Source organism: Paenibacillus tritici (assembly GCF_018207515.1).
GTDB lineage: Bacteria > Bacillota > Bacilli > Paenibacillales > Paenibacillaceae > Paenibacillus_AQ > Paenibacillus_AQ tritici.
The window spans coordinates 7439249-7457532 of record NZ_CP073365.1 but is presented as its reverse complement, the minus strand read 5'-3'; the positions used below and the strand labels follow the sequence as shown (position 1 = coordinate 7457532).

17 protein-coding genes are annotated in these 18284 nt (G+C 53.4%); 10 read left to right on the top strand and 7 right to left on the bottom strand.

Annotation, left to right across the window (positions count from 1 at the left end):
- Positions 1 to 26: 26 nt before the first annotated feature.
- On the bottom strand, positions 27 to 1136 hold the full coding sequence (locus tag KDC22_RS32025; protein WP_211721537.1) for an NADH:flavin oxidoreductase: 1110 nt from the start codon (positions 1134 to 1136) through the stop codon (positions 27 to 29).
- A gap of 218 nt (positions 1137 to 1354) precedes the next feature.
- Between KDC22_RS32025 and KDC22_RS32020 the strand changes: the two genes are divergently transcribed.
- A complete protein-coding gene (locus KDC22_RS32020) occupies positions 1355 to 1939 on the top strand; it encodes a TetR/AcrR family transcriptional regulator (RefSeq protein ID WP_211721536.1) in 585 nt (194 codons plus the stop codon).
- A gap of 138 nt (positions 1940 to 2077) precedes the next feature.
- Here KDC22_RS32020 and KDC22_RS32015 read toward each other — a convergent pair whose 3' ends face one another.
- Positions 2078 to 3733 (bottom strand): cellulase family glycosylhydrolase, encoded by a 1656-nt coding sequence (locus KDC22_RS32015; protein ID WP_211721535.1) that lies wholly within the window; start codon positions 3731 to 3733, stop codon positions 2078 to 2080.
- A 117-nt stretch (positions 3734 to 3850) separates the two neighbouring features.
- Between KDC22_RS32015 and KDC22_RS32010 the strand changes: the two genes are divergently transcribed.
- Positions 3851 to 4009 (top strand): hypothetical protein, encoded by a 159-nt coding sequence (locus tag KDC22_RS32010; RefSeq protein ID WP_211721534.1) that lies wholly within the window; start codon positions 3851 to 3853, stop codon positions 4007 to 4009.
- 170 nt (positions 4010 to 4179) lie between these two features.
- Here the strand turns inward: KDC22_RS32010 and KDC22_RS32005 are convergent, their stop codons facing one another.
- Positions 4180 to 5298, bottom strand: a complete 1119-nt coding sequence (locus KDC22_RS32005; protein ID WP_173141379.1) for an IS4 family transposase — start codon at positions 5296 to 5298, stop codon at positions 4180 to 4182.
- Between the two features lie 260 nt (positions 5299 to 5558).
- On the opposite strand from KDC22_RS32005, the gene KDC22_RS32000 reads away from it, so the two are divergent.
- A complete protein-coding gene (locus KDC22_RS32000) occupies positions 5559 to 6635 on the top strand; it encodes a polysaccharide deacetylase family protein (protein WP_246553158.1) in 1077 nt (358 codons plus the stop codon).
- A 56-nt stretch (positions 6636 to 6691) separates the two neighbouring features.
- On the opposite strand, the gene KDC22_RS31995 is transcribed toward KDC22_RS32000, so the two are convergent.
- Positions 6692 to 7348 (bottom strand): Vat family streptogramin A O-acetyltransferase, encoded by a 657-nt coding sequence (locus KDC22_RS31995; RefSeq protein WP_173134037.1) that lies wholly within the window; start codon positions 7346 to 7348, stop codon positions 6692 to 6694.
- Between the two features lie 142 nt (positions 7349 to 7490).
- On the opposite strand from KDC22_RS31995, the gene KDC22_RS31990 reads away from it, so the two are divergent.
- Positions 7491 to 8756, top strand: a complete 1266-nt coding sequence (locus KDC22_RS31990; RefSeq protein WP_211721533.1) for a beta-propeller fold lactonase family protein — start codon at positions 7491 to 7493, stop codon at positions 8754 to 8756.
- Positions 8757 to 8802: 46 nt separating this feature from the next.
- On the opposite strand, the gene KDC22_RS31985 is transcribed toward KDC22_RS31990, so the two are convergent.
- Together KDC22_RS31985 and KDC22_RS31980 are read right to left on the bottom strand one after the other, a co-directional pair.
- Complete coding sequence (locus tag KDC22_RS31985; protein WP_211721532.1) at positions 8803 to 10062, bottom strand: sensor histidine kinase; 1260 nt, start codon at positions 10060 to 10062, stop codon at positions 8803 to 8805.
- Positions 10062 to 10739 (bottom strand): response regulator transcription factor, encoded by a 678-nt coding sequence (locus KDC22_RS31980; RefSeq protein ID WP_211721531.1) that lies wholly within the window; start codon positions 10737 to 10739, stop codon positions 10062 to 10064. Before KDC22_RS31980 ends, KDC22_RS31985 begins: the two co-directional genes overlap by 1 nt.
- A 169-nt stretch (positions 10740 to 10908) precedes the next feature.
- On the opposite strand from KDC22_RS31980, the gene KDC22_RS31975 reads away from it, so the two are divergent.
- From KDC22_RS31975 to KDC22_RS31965, 3 genes are read left to right on the top strand one after another with little or no spacing between them, the layout of a single operon-like run.
- Positions 10909 to 11652, top strand: coding sequence for a polyphosphate polymerase domain-containing protein (locus tag KDC22_RS31975; protein WP_173134027.1), 744 nt, complete (start codon positions 10909 to 10911; stop codon positions 11650 to 11652).
- Entirely contained in the window at positions 11645 to 12328 is a 684-nt protein-coding gene (locus KDC22_RS31970) for a DUF4956 domain-containing protein (protein WP_211721530.1), read from the top strand. Before KDC22_RS31975 ends, KDC22_RS31970 begins: the two co-directional genes overlap by 8 nt.
- Before the next feature lie 27 nt (positions 12329 to 12355).
- Positions 12356 to 14662, top strand: a complete 2307-nt coding sequence (locus KDC22_RS31965; protein WP_211721529.1) for a carbohydrate-binding domain-containing protein — start codon at positions 12356 to 12358, stop codon at positions 14660 to 14662.
- Between the two features lie 101 nt (positions 14663 to 14763).
- On the opposite strand, the gene KDC22_RS31960 is transcribed toward KDC22_RS31965, so the two are convergent.
- Complete coding sequence (locus tag KDC22_RS31960; protein WP_211721528.1) at positions 14764 to 15678, bottom strand: phosphatidate cytidylyltransferase; 915 nt, start codon at positions 15676 to 15678, stop codon at positions 14764 to 14766.
- A 380-nt stretch (positions 15679 to 16058) separates the two neighbouring features.
- On the opposite strand from KDC22_RS31960, the gene KDC22_RS31955 reads away from it, so the two are divergent.
- From KDC22_RS31955 to KDC22_RS31945, 3 genes are all read left to right on the top strand, one after another.
- The gene (locus KDC22_RS31955; protein ID WP_173134016.1) at positions 16059 to 16604 is read left to right on the top strand and encodes a C40 family peptidase; all 546 of its coding nucleotides are present in this window, start codon (positions 16059 to 16061) and stop codon (positions 16602 to 16604) included.
- An 88-nt stretch (positions 16605 to 16692) separates the two neighbouring features.
- A complete protein-coding gene (locus KDC22_RS31950; protein ID WP_211721527.1) occupies positions 16693 to 17175 on the top strand; it encodes a DinB family protein in 483 nt (160 codons plus the stop codon).
- A gap of 192 nt (positions 17176 to 17367) precedes the next feature.
- Positions 17368 to 18243 carry a phosphotransferase family protein gene (locus KDC22_RS31945; RefSeq protein WP_211721526.1) on the top strand — a complete coding sequence of 292 codons (876 nt, stop codon included), beginning with the start codon at positions 17368 to 17370 and terminating at the stop codon, positions 18241 to 18243.
- Positions 18244 to 18284: the final 41 nt, after the last annotated feature.

Here is an 18284-nt window from a genome sequence, read left to right as displayed (position 1 = left end):
AGCAGTTCTTGGAGATTATCTATGATTCAGTACAATTGGGCCGCCGCCTCTGGAGTAAAGGCTTGAATCTCCTCCAACCTGCCTTCACGGATTTTCTTCGCCCATGCCGGATCACCCAGAAGTGCGCGTCCAACCGCTACCAGATCGAACTCCTGGTGGTCCAGCCGCTTCAGCAGCTCCTCCATCCCTTGATGGTCTGCTTCCCCGCCTTCAGCGGGATCATTGTCCATGCCTACGGAACCAACGGCAATCGTCGGCTTCCCGGTAAGCTTCTTCACCCATCCGGCGAGACCCAGCTCCGAGCCCGCGAATTCCGGGTCCCAGAACCTGCGGGTCGAGATGTGGAAAATATCCACCCCTGCCTGTACCAGCACATCCAGGAATTGCTCCAGCTGCTCCGGTGTATCCACCAGCTTCGCCGTGTAATCCGCCATCTTCCACTGGGACAACCGGATGGAAATCGGATAATCCGGTCCGACTACAGCGCGGACGGCCTGGACAACTTCGGCTGCAAACCGGGTACGCTTCAGGAAATCGCCGCCATAGCGGTCCGTCCGCTGATTGGTTATTTCCCAGAAGAACTGGTCAATCAACAAGCCGTGGCCGCCGGAGAGCTCTATTCCGTCGAAGCCAGCTTGCTGTGCATTCACTGCCGCATCGGCATAGGCCTGAATGACCCCGGCAATTTCTTCTTCTGTCATCGGCCCGCTTATCTTGTTCCCCTGCATGTCGAGTCCTGATGGCCCGATTGATGGTGCATCCGGGTGAGGCTGGGAACCCATGGACCGAATCATTCCCATATGTGACAACTGCGGAAAAATGATACCGCCGGCCTCATGAACCTGTCTGACGACTTCACGCCAGCCGTTCAGAGCGGCTTCACCAAAGAGATTAGCCAGTCCCGGATCACTGCTTGCTGCCGGATGGTCAATCATACCAACGGTGATGATTAGCCCCACCCCATTCTCAGCACGGCGGCGGTAATACGCTGCCATATCCTCACCCGGTACTCCCTCCGGTGAAAAAGCACGCGCCATCGGTGACATTACAATCCGGTTGGGTATAGTTAATTGTTGAACCGTGTACGGTTCAAATAAGGTCTCCAGTGAATGGATTTGCTCCTGTTGTTTAGCCATGGTTAACGCCTCCTGTAGGTTGAATGATTATTCTCAAAGCGGGGTATGAATGCAATAGTAACAAGCTCCAATCCTCCCTTCAACCAACAAACTGCCCAAGTTGTTGCTTAAGCTAGAAGCCGGAAAAACTGTCGTATTGGCAGATCCTATTTGTTGTGTACAGAGCACATGTTTATAATAAGAGGATTATAATCTCTTCTGAAAGGGGCGCTCCTTGGATGGCTGGCATACTTCCCCCCAATCCGAACGACCCGCGGGTGATTCGGACCCGTCAATTAATTCTGGATGCCTTCGTCCGGCAATTGAATATCATGGACTTCAACTCGATAACCGTCGGCGACATTACCAAAGCAGCTACGATTAACAGGACCACCTTTTATGCACATTTCCAGGATAAATATGCGCTGTTCGAAGCCTTTTTGTTAGATGCCTTTACGAATATGGTCCTCCATAAAGTCGATGCAAAAGGACCGTTGACTGAGAAAACGCTTCAAGAGCTGATAATAGCATTATGTAATTATCATGAAAACAGCCACCGCTGTTTCAAAAGATATGATTCTGTAGCTCTCTTGCTTGAGGAGAATATTAAGCTGCATCTCGAGAAACTTATCCTGCAGCTGATCTCCGGATCAGCTGCGGCTACAGATTCGAAGCCGCTTGCAACTGCCGCCACCCTGCTAAGCTGGTCCTTATATGGCGTAACCTACCGCTGGAATCTGGAGGGAAGATCAGAGTCTTCCTCCGAACTGGCGGAGCGGGTAATGCCGCTGATCACGGGCGGATTTCCCATGAGCCCCCAATGACCAAAAACGCAGAGCAGCGATCCTCCAAATGGGGAAATCGCTGCTCTGCTCACTTTTTGTGGTTTTAAGAATGAAGAGAACTGTCTTCCGCCGTAGAAAACCTGCCTTTGGAATAGCCTCGTAGCCGTTTCCGCTTGGTTACGGCTCTACGCCGTAGATCAGCGTCCCGTTATGGTATACAGTGATCCGGTCATTGGCAGTGAAGCTGGTCAGTAGCGGCCGGAAGGAGTAATCGTTGTTCTGGCTGTAATTTGCATAGTTATCCTTATGAATACGGAACTGGATCTCTCCGGTCGAGCCGGAAGCAGCCAGACTGCCTGCCCCGTCCTTGAAGGAGATTTCAGCGTAGGCATCGGCATCAGGGACCGGAGCTGTGAGCGGGACGATGGTGGTCTGGATATTGTTTTTGCCAACGACGGCGTAGTCAATCTCCATGGTGTGTGCGGAGCTGCCGTCCTGGGTGAACCAGTAACGGATCGTGAATTGGCTGAGCGGGACGGGGACGGTGGAAGTGCTCTTTAGCTGAAGAGTTGCCCGGATGGAGCCCACGTTGTTGCCGGCCTCATCACTGCGGTAGAGCGGAGTGGCGGTTACAGGTCCTGTCCCGGGGCCTCCAGGCTGTTCAATAGGAGGGAAGGTGACCGTCTTCATGATCCGGTTCAGCATGAGCTGCTTCGGCCGGTTCCAGGTTGCCCAGTCATCCTGCAGCAGACCGCCGGTATCCCCGCTGTTGGGATTCAGTGTCCAGTAGGTCCAGTACAGGTCATTCGTGCCAATGTAATCGACTAGTTTATTTTGCCACTTCCCTTCAACCGAGAGGGTATCGACGCTGCGTCCTCCGAATTCACCCATGATTAGAGGGGCAATGTTCTCTTTGCTGATATAGCCCCACGTCTGATCCCATATCGCAGGCAGATTCGCCGGAAAAGCAGGATCGCTGAACCACGGCTGCTCCGCCACCCCGGGACCGTAATCATGCGGAGAATAGACCACTTGGTTCGGAACGGTAAGCGTTACCGGATAATTCCGCACCCCGGTGAGGTTGCCGCCCCACCAGTACTTGCTGGTGTTACCCTGCACATTCTGCTCGATCCCTTCGACAATGATCAGCCAGTGCGGATTCACTGCAAGGATTGCATTCCCTGCCCGCTGGGCCGCGAGCCGCCAGTCTGTGCTTAGATCGCCGGTTCCCCAGCTTGCCGTGCCGTGAGGTTCATTATGCAGATCTGCGCCGATTACCGTAGGATTATTCGCATACCGTGCAGCCAGCATCACCCAGTCACTGATCCAGCGGGATTCAGGATATGCGGCGGTATACCAGAGCGCCGACTGCCCGCCGGAATCAGGGCGGTGCCGGTCCAGGAAGATTTGAATGCCGCGCTGGCCGGCTTTTTCGATTAAGGTATCCATGATTTCGACGGGAGTCAGACCTGCGAGGTCCGGGTTCTTGGCATAATCAATGCTGTTGGCCTGGGAGGCCGGATCGAACATTTGACTGCTGAACGGCAGGCGAATCAAGTTATACCCTTCTGCGCGGACCTGATCGAGCACATCATCCATGGAACGCGACCATAATCCGTGCGGGGAATAGTTCGCTGTCTCGAAGCCAAACCAGTTGAGTCCGTTGAATACGGCCGGGTTCCCCTGCGAATCTACAATCCGGCTGCCCGAAGTGTGGTAATAACTGCCTGTTGTCTGCTGCGCATTCACCCTATGTCCGGCAAAAGCGGCGGTACCTGCAAGCAGTGCTACAGCCAAAAGCATCTTCCCCAGTGTCCTGAAACCAAAGGTCATTCACTTTCCTCCTCGTATATGATTCATGATAAAGTCGAACTTTATATCATACGGGCCGAATGAAAACCTATTCATCCGGGACAGCCTTAAATATGGAAAATTATTGAATTCGTTCGAATGCTGCTGAGAAGTGCTTCGAAGGCTAAGCGGGGGCGGAACATGCTGATGAGCAGCGCCGCTCTGAAGGCGAGCCGGGGAACGGAACATGTTGATGAGAAGCGCCGCTCTGACGGCGAGGCCGGGAGCGGAATTAGGTGGATTTCCTCCACTTGCTGAGGGACGAATGGGCCGTATTACGGCAAGAGTTGGAAAAATAGCACTTAAATGATCACATATCAGCCAAAGAAGCCGAAACGGACAATAGTAGTTGGAGTTTTTCCACTTGCTTCCCTGGATTTCTCCGAAATCGGCGAATTAAGATACGTTATTCTAAGCCTGTTGATTACCTATATTCTGGTAATTAAATCAATAGCATGGGCTAAATAAATCTTCCACTCCACAGGTAGCCTTTGCAGCGTAAATAACCGATCAAACTCGGCGAACGTTAATCTAGCGCTAACATGCACCTTAGTATTCCCCTGCTCAAACAGAAACTTTAGCAACACATAAACCAATAAAGCTACGTACAGCTGCCCATACACTGCATTTTCTGTGGTTCCAAACAACTTAGGGATGTTTAAATGCTGCTTGATCCAGCGAAAAAAAACTTCAATCTGCCAACGTTTCTTATAGATGTCTGCTATGGCTTCTGGGGAGTGCCAGTGCAAGTTTGTCGCAAGAAGGACGGGATTCCCTTTAGGATCTTTAAGAATCACCACCCGAAACCGATTCTTGGTGAGTGCCTTAACCTTTCCTAATTGGCACGTCAAATCCTGCTCGACACTTCCCTCAAAAGGGCGATTTCGCAGGCGCGTGATCGGATTGACGAGCGTGGTATTATCTTTAAGCCGAATGACAAAATATTGCCGCTCTTTCTGTTCTTGATAGCGATCAAACAGCCCGTGCTTCCCGTAAGCGCGGTCTCCCACCAAAATATATAGGCTGTCCAGCAGGGAGGCGCAGCTGGTTAAATCATGCCGTTCGGCCGTGGTCTCCGTCACTTTGTGTAATTCATTCGAGTCCCCAACTAATCCGACATGCAGCTTCACACCTGCTTTTTGGCCTTTGAGGGGTGCCCAAGGTAGCCGACCGACACCGACGGAAATGGTGGTAGAATCCACGATTAACAGCTCTTTTGGGATACCGAGCGTACGCTTCGTTTTCCGATTACACAGCCCGATCATGAGCGTCAGCAAACGCTTAAATAATTGAAAATCAACCCCTTTGGCCTTTTTAGAAAGCGTTGAGTAATTCACCGCATGTTGCCCGTAAAGGGACATCCGTTGTGCGCCGTCTCGGTATCCGTCCCACTGCTGGAATGCAGCTTCAGCTAAAAACAAAAACAAATCATAAACGGTAAACTTACGCGCAACGTCAACATACTTTAATTCTTTTAAGATCGGTTTTATCTGTTCCTCGGGAATCAGCAATTGCAGAATATTTGATATTGAAGTAGACTTTTTCATGAGGTCGCCTCGTTTCGTATGTTTGTAGGGGTACAAACACTTTAACGAATCAGCGGCCTTTTTGCTACCTTATTTTGGGTAATCAACAGGCTTAACGTTATTCCACTTGTTGGCAGGCAGGCGTCGTGGTAGGGGGTCATCGCATACTATCTACTATTTATTCTGCCAGATTATGAGAATTACAGCTAGTCATAAAAGGGAATAATTGTTATAGTTACAAATGTAAGCGTTATCTATATTTGAGAGGAGCGTGCAGAATCATGTATTCAATCCAAATGAAATTCAAAGTCATCCAATGGGCCGCCATCGGGTCGCTGGTCGTGTCCCTATTCATGGGCTCACTGGCGGTGAGCGGGGACAAGGTGTTCGCCGCTGAGTGCACGAATGGCTATGTGGGCTTAACTTATGATGATGGACCGAATCCCAACACCACAACGAACCTGCTGAATGCTCTGGTGCAGAATGGCTTGCGGGCCACGTTCTTCAACGTCGGTCAGAATGCGCAGAATCATGCTTCCCTCGTGCTTGCCCAGAAGAATGCGGGCATGTGGATTGGCAACCATTCCTGGTCGCATCCGAATCTGACACAGCTCGGCACTGCCCAGGTAACCTCTGAGATTGTGAAGGCGCAGCAGACACTGCAATCCATTACCGGCACAGCGCCGAAGCTGTTCCGTCCGCCGTATGGTGCGACCAACGCAGCCCTGAAGTCGATCCAGGCCCAGCACGGTCTTACCGAAGTGCTCTGGAATGTGGACTCCCAGGACTGGAACGGAGCGACCACGGCCCAGATCGTGACCGCCGCAGGCAAGCTGCAGAATGGGGATGTCATCCTCATGCATGACCAATACCAGACCACGCTCCAGGCCGTTCCGCAAATCGCGCAGAATCTCAAGAACCGCGGCCTATGCTCTGGTATGATCTCTCCGGCAACCGGCAGGGCAGTCGCACCTGACGGTGGCGGCGGCAGTCCTGCTACGACGAAAGTAGAGGCAGAGAGTATGACCAAGGCCGGTCAATATACCGCGAATATCAGCTCGCCGTTCTCTGGAGTCGCCTTATACGCGAACAATGATTCCGTGAAATATACTCAGAATTTCACGATTGGCACCCACAACTTTGCCCTTCGCGCGGCCTCAAATAACACCAATATGGCCAGAGTTGACTTGAAGATTGGAGGGGTGACGAAGGGCACCTTTTATTATGGCGGAAGCAGTCCAGCGGTCTACACGATAAACAATGTCAGCCATGGAACCGGAAATCAGATCATTGAGCTGGTGGTCACAGCCGATGACGGGACCTGGGATGCTTACCTGGATTATCTGGAAATCAACTAGCGCGCATATTTAAGGGGGGCCCCAGTCAGCCGGCGCATGGCTGCCGGGGCACCCCCTTATTGTGCTTCAGCTTCGCCCGCCAGGCCGCGGATATTCTCCAGATCGCTGCTGCATAGTACCTCAAGATTCGCTGTAATCTTCTCCGGGCTCCAGTCCCACCACTTCAGCTTCAGCAGGAGGGCGATGAGCTCGTCTCCGAAGCGCTGCCGCAGAATCCGGCCCGGATTGCCCCCGGCAATATGATATGCAGGCACATCCTTGGTGACAGTGGCATTGGCGGCGATAATGGCTCCGTCGCCAATGCTCACGCCCGGCATAATGGTGGCGTTCTGGCCGATCCAGACATCGTTGCCGATGACGGTATCGCCTTTGTAGGGCAGCTCCGCCAGCTCTGGGGTGGCCGCTTCCCAGCCTCCGCCCATAATGTTGAAGGGATAGGTGGTCACCGAGCCCATCCGGTGGTTGGCCCCATTCATGATGAATTCGACGCCTCGGGCGATGGCACAGAATTTGCCGATGATCAGCTGGTCTCCGATGAACTCATAATGATGGGTGACGCGGCTCTCGAAGGATACCGACTCGTCAGGATCATCATAGTAGGAGAAGTCTCCGGCGGTGATGTTGGGGCGGGTAATCATATTTTTGATGAAGCGGACTTGCCTGATCTGAGGATTCGGATGGAGGTCATCCGGATTGGGTCCTGTAGAATGCATAGGATCACACCTTTCCTGGATAAATGGGTACGTCATGATTGGATTCTAGCTATAGTATAGTCCAAGCGGGACTACAGTTCTTCCATATATTATAAGAGACTGGTAGTTTGTAATCTCTTATGTTAAGGGAGGCTTGGCTGGAATGGCTATTCTATCAACAGGACCTATTGAGAATAATGCAGTGAACAGTGTAAGGACTACGGTACAGGTGACGCTCAAAGTCGATAACCGGGATGCGGTGAATCCGTCTGCGGTTCTGATCCAGGGGTATAATTTAACCCTCACAAGAACGTTGTATGTTAGCGAGCTTATTACGGTTTCCCCGGATGAGGTAATCACAAGAAATTACTTTGCCAATCTGGATGCCTATGAATTTGTCTTCACGACGGAAGGTCTCGCTGAATTGCAGACGGAGGTCTCCGTATGGGGCAAGGATTCAGCCGGGCAGCTGGTTACCGCCCACCGTCTTGTCTCAGCCGAGCTGCTGGGAGCTGAAGATGGAGCAGCCACAGGCTCCGTCAACCGGATCTATGTCTCTAATTTCAATAGCAATGATGTCTCTGTGATCAACGGGGCAACGGGTGCGGTGGTAGCAGTCATTCCTGTCGGTGTGAATCCTGCAGGAGTTGCAGTGAACCCGTTAACCAACCGGATCTATGTGGCGAATCTGAACAGCGATAACGTATCCGTCATTGACGGAGTGACAAACACGGTACTGACCACCGTTCCTGCCGGAGATGGCTCGGGGGCAGTGGCGGTCAATACCGCTACCAATGCCATCTATGTGGCTAATTTCAATGATAATACGGTGACTGTTATTGACGGATTGACCAACACTGTGGTGACGACCATTATTCCTGCCGGGGGTTCGCCTTTTCCAACGGGAATCGGCGTGAATTCCTTAACCAATACGATTTATGTCTCTGATTTCAACTCAGATATTGTTACCGTCATTGACGGGGCTACCAATACAGTGATTACCCAGATTCCCGTTCAGGTTAACCCGTTCCGGGTGGGCGTTGATCCTGCGACGAACCGGATCTATGTCTCCAACTTGACCAGCAACACGGTATCCGTCATTGATGGAGCCACCAATACGGTGATCACTAATGTGCTTGTGGGCACGACTCCGGCTGAGCTGGGAGTGAACGTATCTACCAATGCCATCTATGTGCCCAACCGGGATACCGACAATGTCTCGGTGATTGGCGGGTTAACGAATACGGTGATTACTACCATTCCGGTCGGAAATAATCCCAACGGTGCAGGAGCTAATCCCTTGACGAACCGGATATATATCACCAACCAGGATGATAACACGGTATCGGTTATTGACGGGGTTACCCAAGCGGTGGTCAGCGTCATTCCGGTCGGTGCGCGACCCTTCTCGGTCGGCGTCAATCCATAGGCACCCAATGGGACAAGGAATCCCTATCTTTAGCGATTCAAGCTTTTTAAGGCAATTGCAGATAGAACGTCGTGGACTCGCCAACTACACTTTTTGCGTAGATTCTCCCCTTATGCTGATCCACAATCGACTTAGCGATAGCCAGACCCAGGCCGTAGCCGCCCTGCTTGCGTGCTCTGGAGGTATCCGTACGGTAAAAGCGGTCAAAAATCCGCGTCAGGTGCTCAGCAGCGATGCCTTCCCCCGTATTCGAGACAGAGAGGAGGACATCGCTGTTGTGCTTGTAGAGGGAGAGGTGTACGGCGCCCTTCGGATTCGTGTATTTCACCGCATTGTCCAGCAGAATCATCACCACCTGCTTGAGCTGCTCGCTGTTGCCGTGTACGGTAAGCTCAGGCTGAAGGTCGTAGCTGAAGGTGATATTCTTCTCGAAGATGACCGCCTCCATAGTCAGGATAATATTCTCTACCGCCTCGCTTATATTGAACCTGGTGTGGAGCATCGCGGTCCGGGAGTCATCCATCTCCGTCAGGTACAGCAGGTCATTGGTCAGCCGGGTCATCCGCTCGGTCTCGGACTTGATATACTGCAGCCATTTCGCCTGATTGCGGATGGTATCGTCACTGTTCGCCAGCAGCACATCCGCGTTGGTGTTGATGATCGTCAGCGGGGTCTTCAGCTCATGGGAGGCATCGGCGATGAACTGCTTCTGCTTGTCAAAAGCCTCCCGGACCGGCGCAATTGAGCGCCCCGCGAAGTAGCGGCTGGTGAAGTACAGGATGATCAGCATCAGCAGGCCCACGGCTGTGAAGGTATAGATCAGGTTGGTCAGGATGCTCTGCTGGGCGGTGATGTCCATGAAGACGAGCTGCTTCCCGCCGCTTGTTGACTTGACCATGAAGATCCAGCGGCTGCCGTCCAGGGTGAACCGGCCGGTATCCTTGTCTATGCGCAGGGCTTCCTTCAGCGCGGCGTCATAGAATTCATCGTCCATCGTGAATTTGGATTCCTTCGTGAGCAGTGTGCCGCTTGCATCCGTCTGTACGGTGAAGGAGACGGAGCGCTCCGGCTGGTAGGGGTCCATCGGCCCTTTATCCATCGGCCCCTTACCCTCTCCGCCGCTGTGGGGAAAGGGGGAGTCGCCCGGTCTTTGCTGCATATCCGCTATCCGGTGCAGCGCCATATTGATATCATTTTGCACATTGACGTACATGATGATATAGATCGTGGCGAAGGCAATCAGCATGATCACCGAGATGGTGACCAGATTGACAATCAGGAACCGTGTTCTGAGTTTATGGAACATCAGGCGCTCCCCTCTAAGACGTAACCCACGCCTCTAATCGTGCTGATGCGTACCCCGGAGCTGAGGAAAGCAAGCTTTTTACGCAAAAAAGAAATGTAGACCTCCACATTATTATGCTCCGCCTCGGAATCGAAGCCCCACAGCTTCTCAATAATCTGCTCCTTCGAGGTGACCGCCTGCTTCCTTAAGATCAGCAGCTCCAGCAGCTCGGTCTCCTTCAGGTTCAGCTTCATCTCTTTGCCGTTGACCGTCAGCTTCGGATTCACCGTATTCAGCTCAATATCCCCGAACTTCAGGGCATCGTCAGGAATAACCTCCCCCTTACGCCGCAGGGCCGCCCGGATTCGGGCCAGCAGCTCCTCCGAGGAGAACGGCTTGGCGATATAGTCGTCCGCTCCGTAATCGAGTCCGGTCACCATATCGGTGATCTCCCCTTTGGCTGTCAGCATAATGACCGGCGTGGAGATTCCATCCTTCCGTAGCTCCTTCAGCACGCTGATTCCATCCAGCTCAGGCATCATAATATCGAGCAACAGCAGATCATAGATTCCGCTCCGGGCATAATCGAGACCGGCTCTGCCGTCATGAACCGCGTCGACCGAGTAATGGTGCTTTTTGAGGATTTGGGTTAAGGCCTCCGCCAGATGAACCTCGTCTTCTACGATTAATATTCTCATCGGATGCATCATCCTCTACATAAGTAATGTGCTTGCTGCTAAGCCATTATATCAAGGGTACCTTTAATCAACCTTAATCCGGTCATTTAAGATTCACTAAAGGTTCGGGGGCTAAGATACAGTCATAAGCAAGCGGCACCCATTACTCACCCGAAAGGATCTGAACCCTATGGCTATCGAGGTCTTCAACCGCTACGAGAACAAATACCTGCTTGGCAATGAATCCTGTCTGAAGCTCTATCACGAACTGCTGGAATATATGGAGCCTGATGAATACAACAAGCAGGGGGAGTACTACTCCATCACCAACCTGTATTATGACACACCGCAGGATTCCCTGATCCGCAGCAGCCTGGCGAAGCCGAAATACAAGGAGAAGCTCCGCATCAGAGCCTACGGCATTCCCGCAGGGGACACCAGGGTCTATCTGGAGATCAAGAAGAAGGTGCTGGGCCTGGTCAACAAAAGAAGGACCCCGCTGAAGCTGAAGGAAGCGTATGACTTCGTCGCCACCGGCATTGAGCCTGAGTTCAAGAGCTACATGAACAAGCAGGTGATGGAAGAGATCAAGTACTTGCTGACCCGCTATGAGCTGGTGCCTAAGCTGTATCTGTCCTATGACCGCAAAGCCATGTTCTGCAAAAACAGCCGTGACCTGCGCATCACCTTCGATACCAACATCCGCTGCCGCCGGTATGATCTGAAGATGGAGCACGGTGTATATGGCGAGGAGCTGCTGGAGCCGGGTCAATGGCTGATGGAGGTGAAGGCCGAGAAGACCATTCCAGTCTGGCTGGCCCGGCTGCTCTCGGAGCATCACATGTACCGCACCAGCTTCTCCAAATACGGCAATGAATATAAAAAAATGCTGAGAAACAGCCAATCAGAAAGAGAGCGTGTCCTTTATGCTTGAGTCGATTTTTGCCACCGCTCCGGCCTCTTCGGAGCTAACCCTCACCAGTGCTATATTAACCATACTCATCTCCATTGTACTTGGCGGACTGATCAGCTTCACCTACATGAAGACGAGCCCTGCCGGATATTCGCAGAGCTTCACGCTGACGATGGTCCTGCTGCCAGTTATAGTAGCGATCATCATCCTGCTCATCGGCAGCAATGTTGCCCGGGCTTTCAGCCTGGCCGGCGCCTTCTCAATCATCCGGTTCCGCAGCGCCCCCGGCGATCCGAAAGATATTACCTTTGTGCTGTTCACCATGGCTTCCGGGCTTGCCTGCGGGGTAGGGGCATTCGGATATGCCGTATTCTTCACCCTCATTCTCTGCGCTCTGATGGCCGTGCTTAACCGTACCGGCTTCGGACGGAGACCGTCAATGCAAAAGACACTGAAAATCACTATTCCCGAGAATCTGGGATATGAGGAAGCCTTCACGGAGGTCTTCAACCGCTTCAATGTGGCCTACGAGCTGAAAAAGATCAGAACCACCGAACTCGGAAGCCTGTATGAACTGGTCTATGCCGTAACGATCCATGAGCAGACAAGCCAGAAGGAATTGCTGGACGCTATCCGCACCCGCAACGGTAACCTGGATCTCTCACTGACGATGGCTCCCGCTATGAATGACTATTAATCTGCTACAAGAAGGGAACGATGACCGATGAAGAACTTCAGAACAGGCAGCCGGATAGGCCTGGTGCTGTTATGCGCCGCCGTCCTGTCGGCATGCAGTGCAAACGCCGCTGCCCCTATTTCTACAAGTAACAACGCGAATATATCAGTCACAGCAGATCAGAGTAGTAAGTCTGCCGAAGTGCAGCTGGCGAATGTGACGGCTGCGGACCTTATGGATTTCGATGAGGATGATACCGTAACCGCCTGGACGGCAGCAGACTCGACGGCAATTACTCTGGCGGGCACGAGCGCTGCGGTAGACGGTTCAGGTGCCACGGCGAACGGAGCTTCAGTCACCATTACGGAGGCAGGCACTTATGTGCTTAGCGGCACACTCAGCAACGGCCAGATTATTGTGGATGAGCAGGCCAAAGGAACGGTAAGGCTGGTGCTGAACGGCGCCCGGCTGACGGACAGCGACAGTGCGCCTATCTACATCAAGGAAGCCGGTAAGGTGGTCCTTACTCTGCAGGAAGGCACAGAGAACAGTGTGACGGATGGAGCCGCTTATGTATTCGCAGACGGGACTGAGGATGAGCCGAGCGCTGCGGTCTTCAGCAAGGCCGATCTGACGATCAACGGGAACGGCAAGCTTACGGTAACCGGTAATTATAACGACGGCATCACCGGCAAGGATGATCTCAAAATCATGTCCGGCACGATCGAAGTGCAGGCAGCAGATGACGGTATTGTCGGTAAGGACCTGATCGCCGTTCAGGACGGGGATATTACCATTAATGCAGTGGGCGATGGCATCAAATCGACCAACGACGAAGCTGCCGACAAAGGCTTCATCGCGATTGCAGCAGGAACCTTTGACATTACCGCAGGCAATGACGGCATTCAAGCCGAGACCTCCGCAGTCATCGACGGCGGCACCTATACGCTGGTGACTGGCGGCGGCTATGTGAATGCCGCAGTGAAGACCGGCGATCAGGGAGGGCCGGGAATGGGCGGCGGCTTCGGGCAGCGTCCGGCTGGCGGCGACTTCCCTGATCGGGGAGCAGCCGGGGGAACTCCGCCGGATATGGATGCAGCGGCAATAACAGCAACCGCGGCAACAACAGCAACCGCAGCAACAACAGCAACCGCAGCAACAACAGCAACCGCAGCGGTACCCTCGCCTTCACCTGCACAGACGGCAACCGCAGGAGCCCCAGACACAACAGACACCGCTGTAGCAGCGGAGACGGAATCCGCCAGCAGGAAGGGACTGAAGGCAGGCGGTGACCTGACCGTAGGCGGCGGAAGCTTCACGATCGACTCCGCAGACGATGCGGTCCACAGCAACGGCAACATCTCGATCAGAGATGGAGAATTCCAGATCGCCACAGGCGATGACGGGATTCATGCCGATTCCTTGACCTCCTTGTCCGGTGGAACGATCAACATTACGAAGAGCTATGAAGGGATTGAAGGAGCTAACATTACCGTGTCCGGCGGCGAGATTCATGTAGTCGCGACGGATGACGGCGTGAATGTGGCCGGAGGCAACGATAATAATGCAACGGCTGGAGGAACGCAAGCACAAGACTCATTCAGCAGCACCGGAAGCAACCTGCTGACCATCAGCGGCGGCACCCTGACGGTGGACGCCGCAGGCGATGGCCTCGATTCCAACGGCTCGGTTACTATGACCGGCGGTACCGTCATTGTGAATGGCCCTGAGAACTCCGGCAACGGCGCGCTGGATTATGACGGGACCTTCAACATTACAGGCGGCTTCCTGGTAGCCGCAGGCGCTTCGGGCATGGCACAGGCTCCGGGCGGGGACTCCAGCCAGCATTCAGTAAGCATCAGCTTCACAGAGACGCAGCAGGCGGGAACTATGGTTCATCTGGAAGACGCTGACGGGAATCCTGTTCTGACCTTCACTCCGGCGAAAAGCTTCCAGACCGTAGTCGTTAGCGCCCCTGAGCTCAAAGACGGCAAATACACCGTCTATACCGGCGGCAGTTCTACCGGAACAGCCGCATACGGATTATATACCGGTGGAGCGTACAGAAGGGGCACCGAATTTGTTGCTTTTGACATCACCAGCGCTGTAACCTGGGTTAATGAATCGGGCGTGACTACTGGCGGTAGCGGTATGGGAGGACCGGGCGGCGGCGGAGGGCGAGGCAACCGGACCGGCGGCGGAGGGCGAGGCAACCGGACCGGCGGCGGGCCGGGCGGCCAAGGAGGAACGCCGCCGGCTGACGCGGGCACGACAAGACCTGCCGATGCAGGCACTACGAAGCCGGCGGATGCAGGCACAACGGCTCCAGCCAGTGCAGGGGCAAGTACGGAATAAGCAGTATGGCGAGCGGCATCCCCGCAGCCAAACAGAGACTATCCGCTCGCGGATAGTCTCTGTTGCTGCGCTTCGGGGTAACAAGCGGGTATGCCCAGCGGCTACATGAAGTCGAAATAGTACCGGATCACATGGAAGAACACCGGTGCGGTATAGGTGAGGCTGTCGATGCGGCTCAGGTAGCTTTTTTGAAGCGCGGCGAATTTGTCATCATCCCCGATCAGCAGATCCCGCTTAAGCACGGAGACGGTCAGGCTGCCGAAGAATCCGCTGAGACTGACCAGCATGCCGGAGAGATAACCGAAGACCGGATTCAGCGGTGTCAGATGCGGATAGATCAGATAGGAGACCGCTGTTGTCACCACAAACGCGCAGACGAATCCTTCCCAGGTCAGGTGGGGATTTGCGGTCGGGACGATTTTGTGTCTGCCGAAGTAGATCGAAGCCAGATAGTGTACGGCATCATTGAGCTGGGTCAGTACCACCAGGAAGAGGACCAGACCGGCCCCGTACTCCGGCGTTGCGAATTGGAAGTAAGCCAGATGACTCAGCCCGAATACCATCAGCATCAGTCCCCACTGGGTAGCGCTGACACTGCGCAGGAAGCCAAGGGTCCCTTTGTTGATCAGCCGGGGGAGCGGCAGCAGCAGGAACACATAGACTGGAATGAAGACAATGAACATCCCGTACCATTCAATGTAGACCCAGTAGAATTGCAGCGGAATGGACAGATAAGCCCATAGGAACAGCCTGCGGTCCGCTTTTCTGGTCCGGATCATGGAGAAATACTCCTTAAGGGCGAAGAAGCTCAGCACCATCAGGGACAGCAGGGACACGACAGAATTGGACAGGGTAGCGAGGCAGAAGATGAACAGCATGCCCCACCAGGTTTTGATGCGGAAGCCAATGCCGGTATAATCCTTGTCCTTCTGCAATCTGCTGACCACAAGATACAGTCCATGTATAACCGATAGAGCTGCAAAGATCAGAACTAGTGTGAATAAGGAGCGGTCCACTTGCAATCACCAACTTGTCTCGGAGTGGCATTTCAATACAGGGATTTTATGCTAAAATAGACAGAGCGTCCAGCTTAATTTGAAGCTTACACTTGATTCGTTGTGCAGTATGGAGACCTTAGTAGGCACTACAGACATAAATGTTGTACGTTCTACAACTCTGAATCTTTGGTAACCGGGTGTTCGAGAGGATGGTTGCATCAAATACAGGAATTATCCCGTTAAGCCGTTTGGAGAAGGCGAAATCCTGTCTTTTAGACAACAATTTTTGATTTAAGCTCATTTCATGAGCATAATGTTGTATTATGTGCAGGATTCCACAGAGTTATGGGATCACTGCCACAAAAGGCCTATAAACAGATTATAAGGGGAAAATTGCAATGTCAGCAGACCGGTCAGTGTACATCATGCTCACCAATACGGGAACGCTGTTCACGAAGCTCATTCAGGGCTATACCAAAGCGCCGTATAACCATGCCTCAATCTCGTTCAACCGCGAGCTGTCCGAGTTATATAGCTTCGGGAGGAAGCATCCGGCCAATCCGCTGAACGGCGGATTCGTGAAGGAGGATATCCGCACAGGCACCTATAGTAAATATCCGGAGACGACCTGTGTCATCTACGAGCTTCAGGTCACGGACCGCGAGGTCGAGAAAATGAAGCGGGTGCTCCAGGTCTTCATCCGCAGCCGCCAGAAGTATCTCTACAATATCCTTGGTGTCATCGGCATCGCGCTGAAGGAGCCGGTAGAATTCAGCAACTCCTATTTCTGCTCGCAATTCGTTGCCGAGATTCTGGAGCGCTCCGGTATTAAGCTGTGGAACAAGCTGCCTGCGCTCGTCACACCGGATGATTTCCGGCAAAGCGACCGGCTGCAGCTGGTCTATTATGGCAAGCTAAGCGAGTATAAGCCTTCCAGTAAGTAGAGAAGCCCCCCGTTCCCGGCAGGGAAGAGGGCCTAGGTCTTACTTGGAATATACAATATAACATAATGCAAAAGAGGAGAGTGAAGGAATGGTTCATGCCAAGGATGTGCTTGCCAATCAACTGCTGGCCGGTGCTAATGATCCCAGCTGGCATCTTCCTTTTATGCAGGCCGTGGAGACCGTTACAGAGGAAGAAGCCTTCTGGAAGCCCGGTGAGGGGGTAAGCAGCATTGCTGAACTCACCCAGCATTTGCTGTACTGGAATGAAGCCTGGCAGAGCCGCTACCGGGCAGGGCAGATGGATGCTGTACCTCCGGCCAAGGATAATAACCTCACCTTCCGGGTTCCCGCAGATACTGCATTCAGTGAACTGCGCGAGAGTCTTCTGCTAACGCTGCTGAATTGGCAGAGTCTGCTGTCCGAGGAAGGGCTTGAGGAGCAGGTGAACGGATTCCCGGTGAAGGCTGCGTGGTGGGAGATCATCAGCAATGCGGCGACACATAACGCCTATCATATTGGTCAAATGGTATTGATTCATAAGCTGTACGTCCCGGAGCAGAGACAGGGATAAGACCCTGTTCACGGGCATTTGCGGCACCATACGTAGAGACCGGCCGGATATCCCTGCCGGTCTCTTTGCTGTACAATCCGGGCCGCCGGTGTGCTTCCCCCTTGTGCAGAATACCTTAATATGTAATAAACTGGAGCATGTGATATCCTTGGCTTATTGTCTACTGAAGGGAAAAGAGAGGGATTTCATATCATGATTGATAACATCATCAGAGTGCTGGAAGCAAGGTACACCTGCCGGATGGAGCGGCTGACAGGGGGATATACGAATCTCACCTACCGGATGGCAGGAGCGGAGCCTCCGCTTGTAGCCAAAATAGCAAATCTGTCCAATGACGACACGCTCAATGAGGTTCAGGTGATGAGGCTGGTGCAGGGGAGCTGTGATACTCCGGCTGTACATGAGGTGTCAGAGATGGACGGAATGCGGATCATCATCATGGACTGCATGCAAGGGGGGAACGCCCAGTCCATACTGGATGCCGGGGACTGGACAAGGGCAGAGCGGATCTATTGCAGTATGGGGCAGCTTCTGGCGGCCCAGATTCATTCCCGGCCCTATCAGCCGCAAGGGGCGGAGATTCGTCTCAGCAACAGGTCTGCGCTGAGTCAGGTCATCCACACATTAGAATTCGTCCCCGCTCCTCTCGGCAGGCAATCACTTCAGATGCTGTCAGCGGCGGAGGCCGGAGAGCTTCCGTGGGTGCTTACCCATGGGGATTACGGAGTACATAATCTGTTATGCGAATCAGATGGTCACCTGCATGTGCTGGACTGGGAATGGGCAGAATGGGGCAGCCCGCTCAATGATGTGGCCTGGGTCTGCTGGTTCACGAAGCACCATTATCCCGGACAATCCGGGATGCTGAATACCGCCTTCATCCGGGGCTATCTGTCCGTTACCCCGCTGTCCTTCACACCGCAGCAGATGAAGGCGGCGAGTCTGTACAGAGTATGGAATATCCTGCACCGCCTGCGGATTGCGCCTAAGGAGGTGCAGCGGGAATGGGTACGGCGTCTGGAATGGACGCTTGGCGGGGACTTCGCAGAGCTGCACGGAATCAGCTAAGGAAGAGGCTTTTCCCGAATTCATGTATTCTGCAGCCTGCA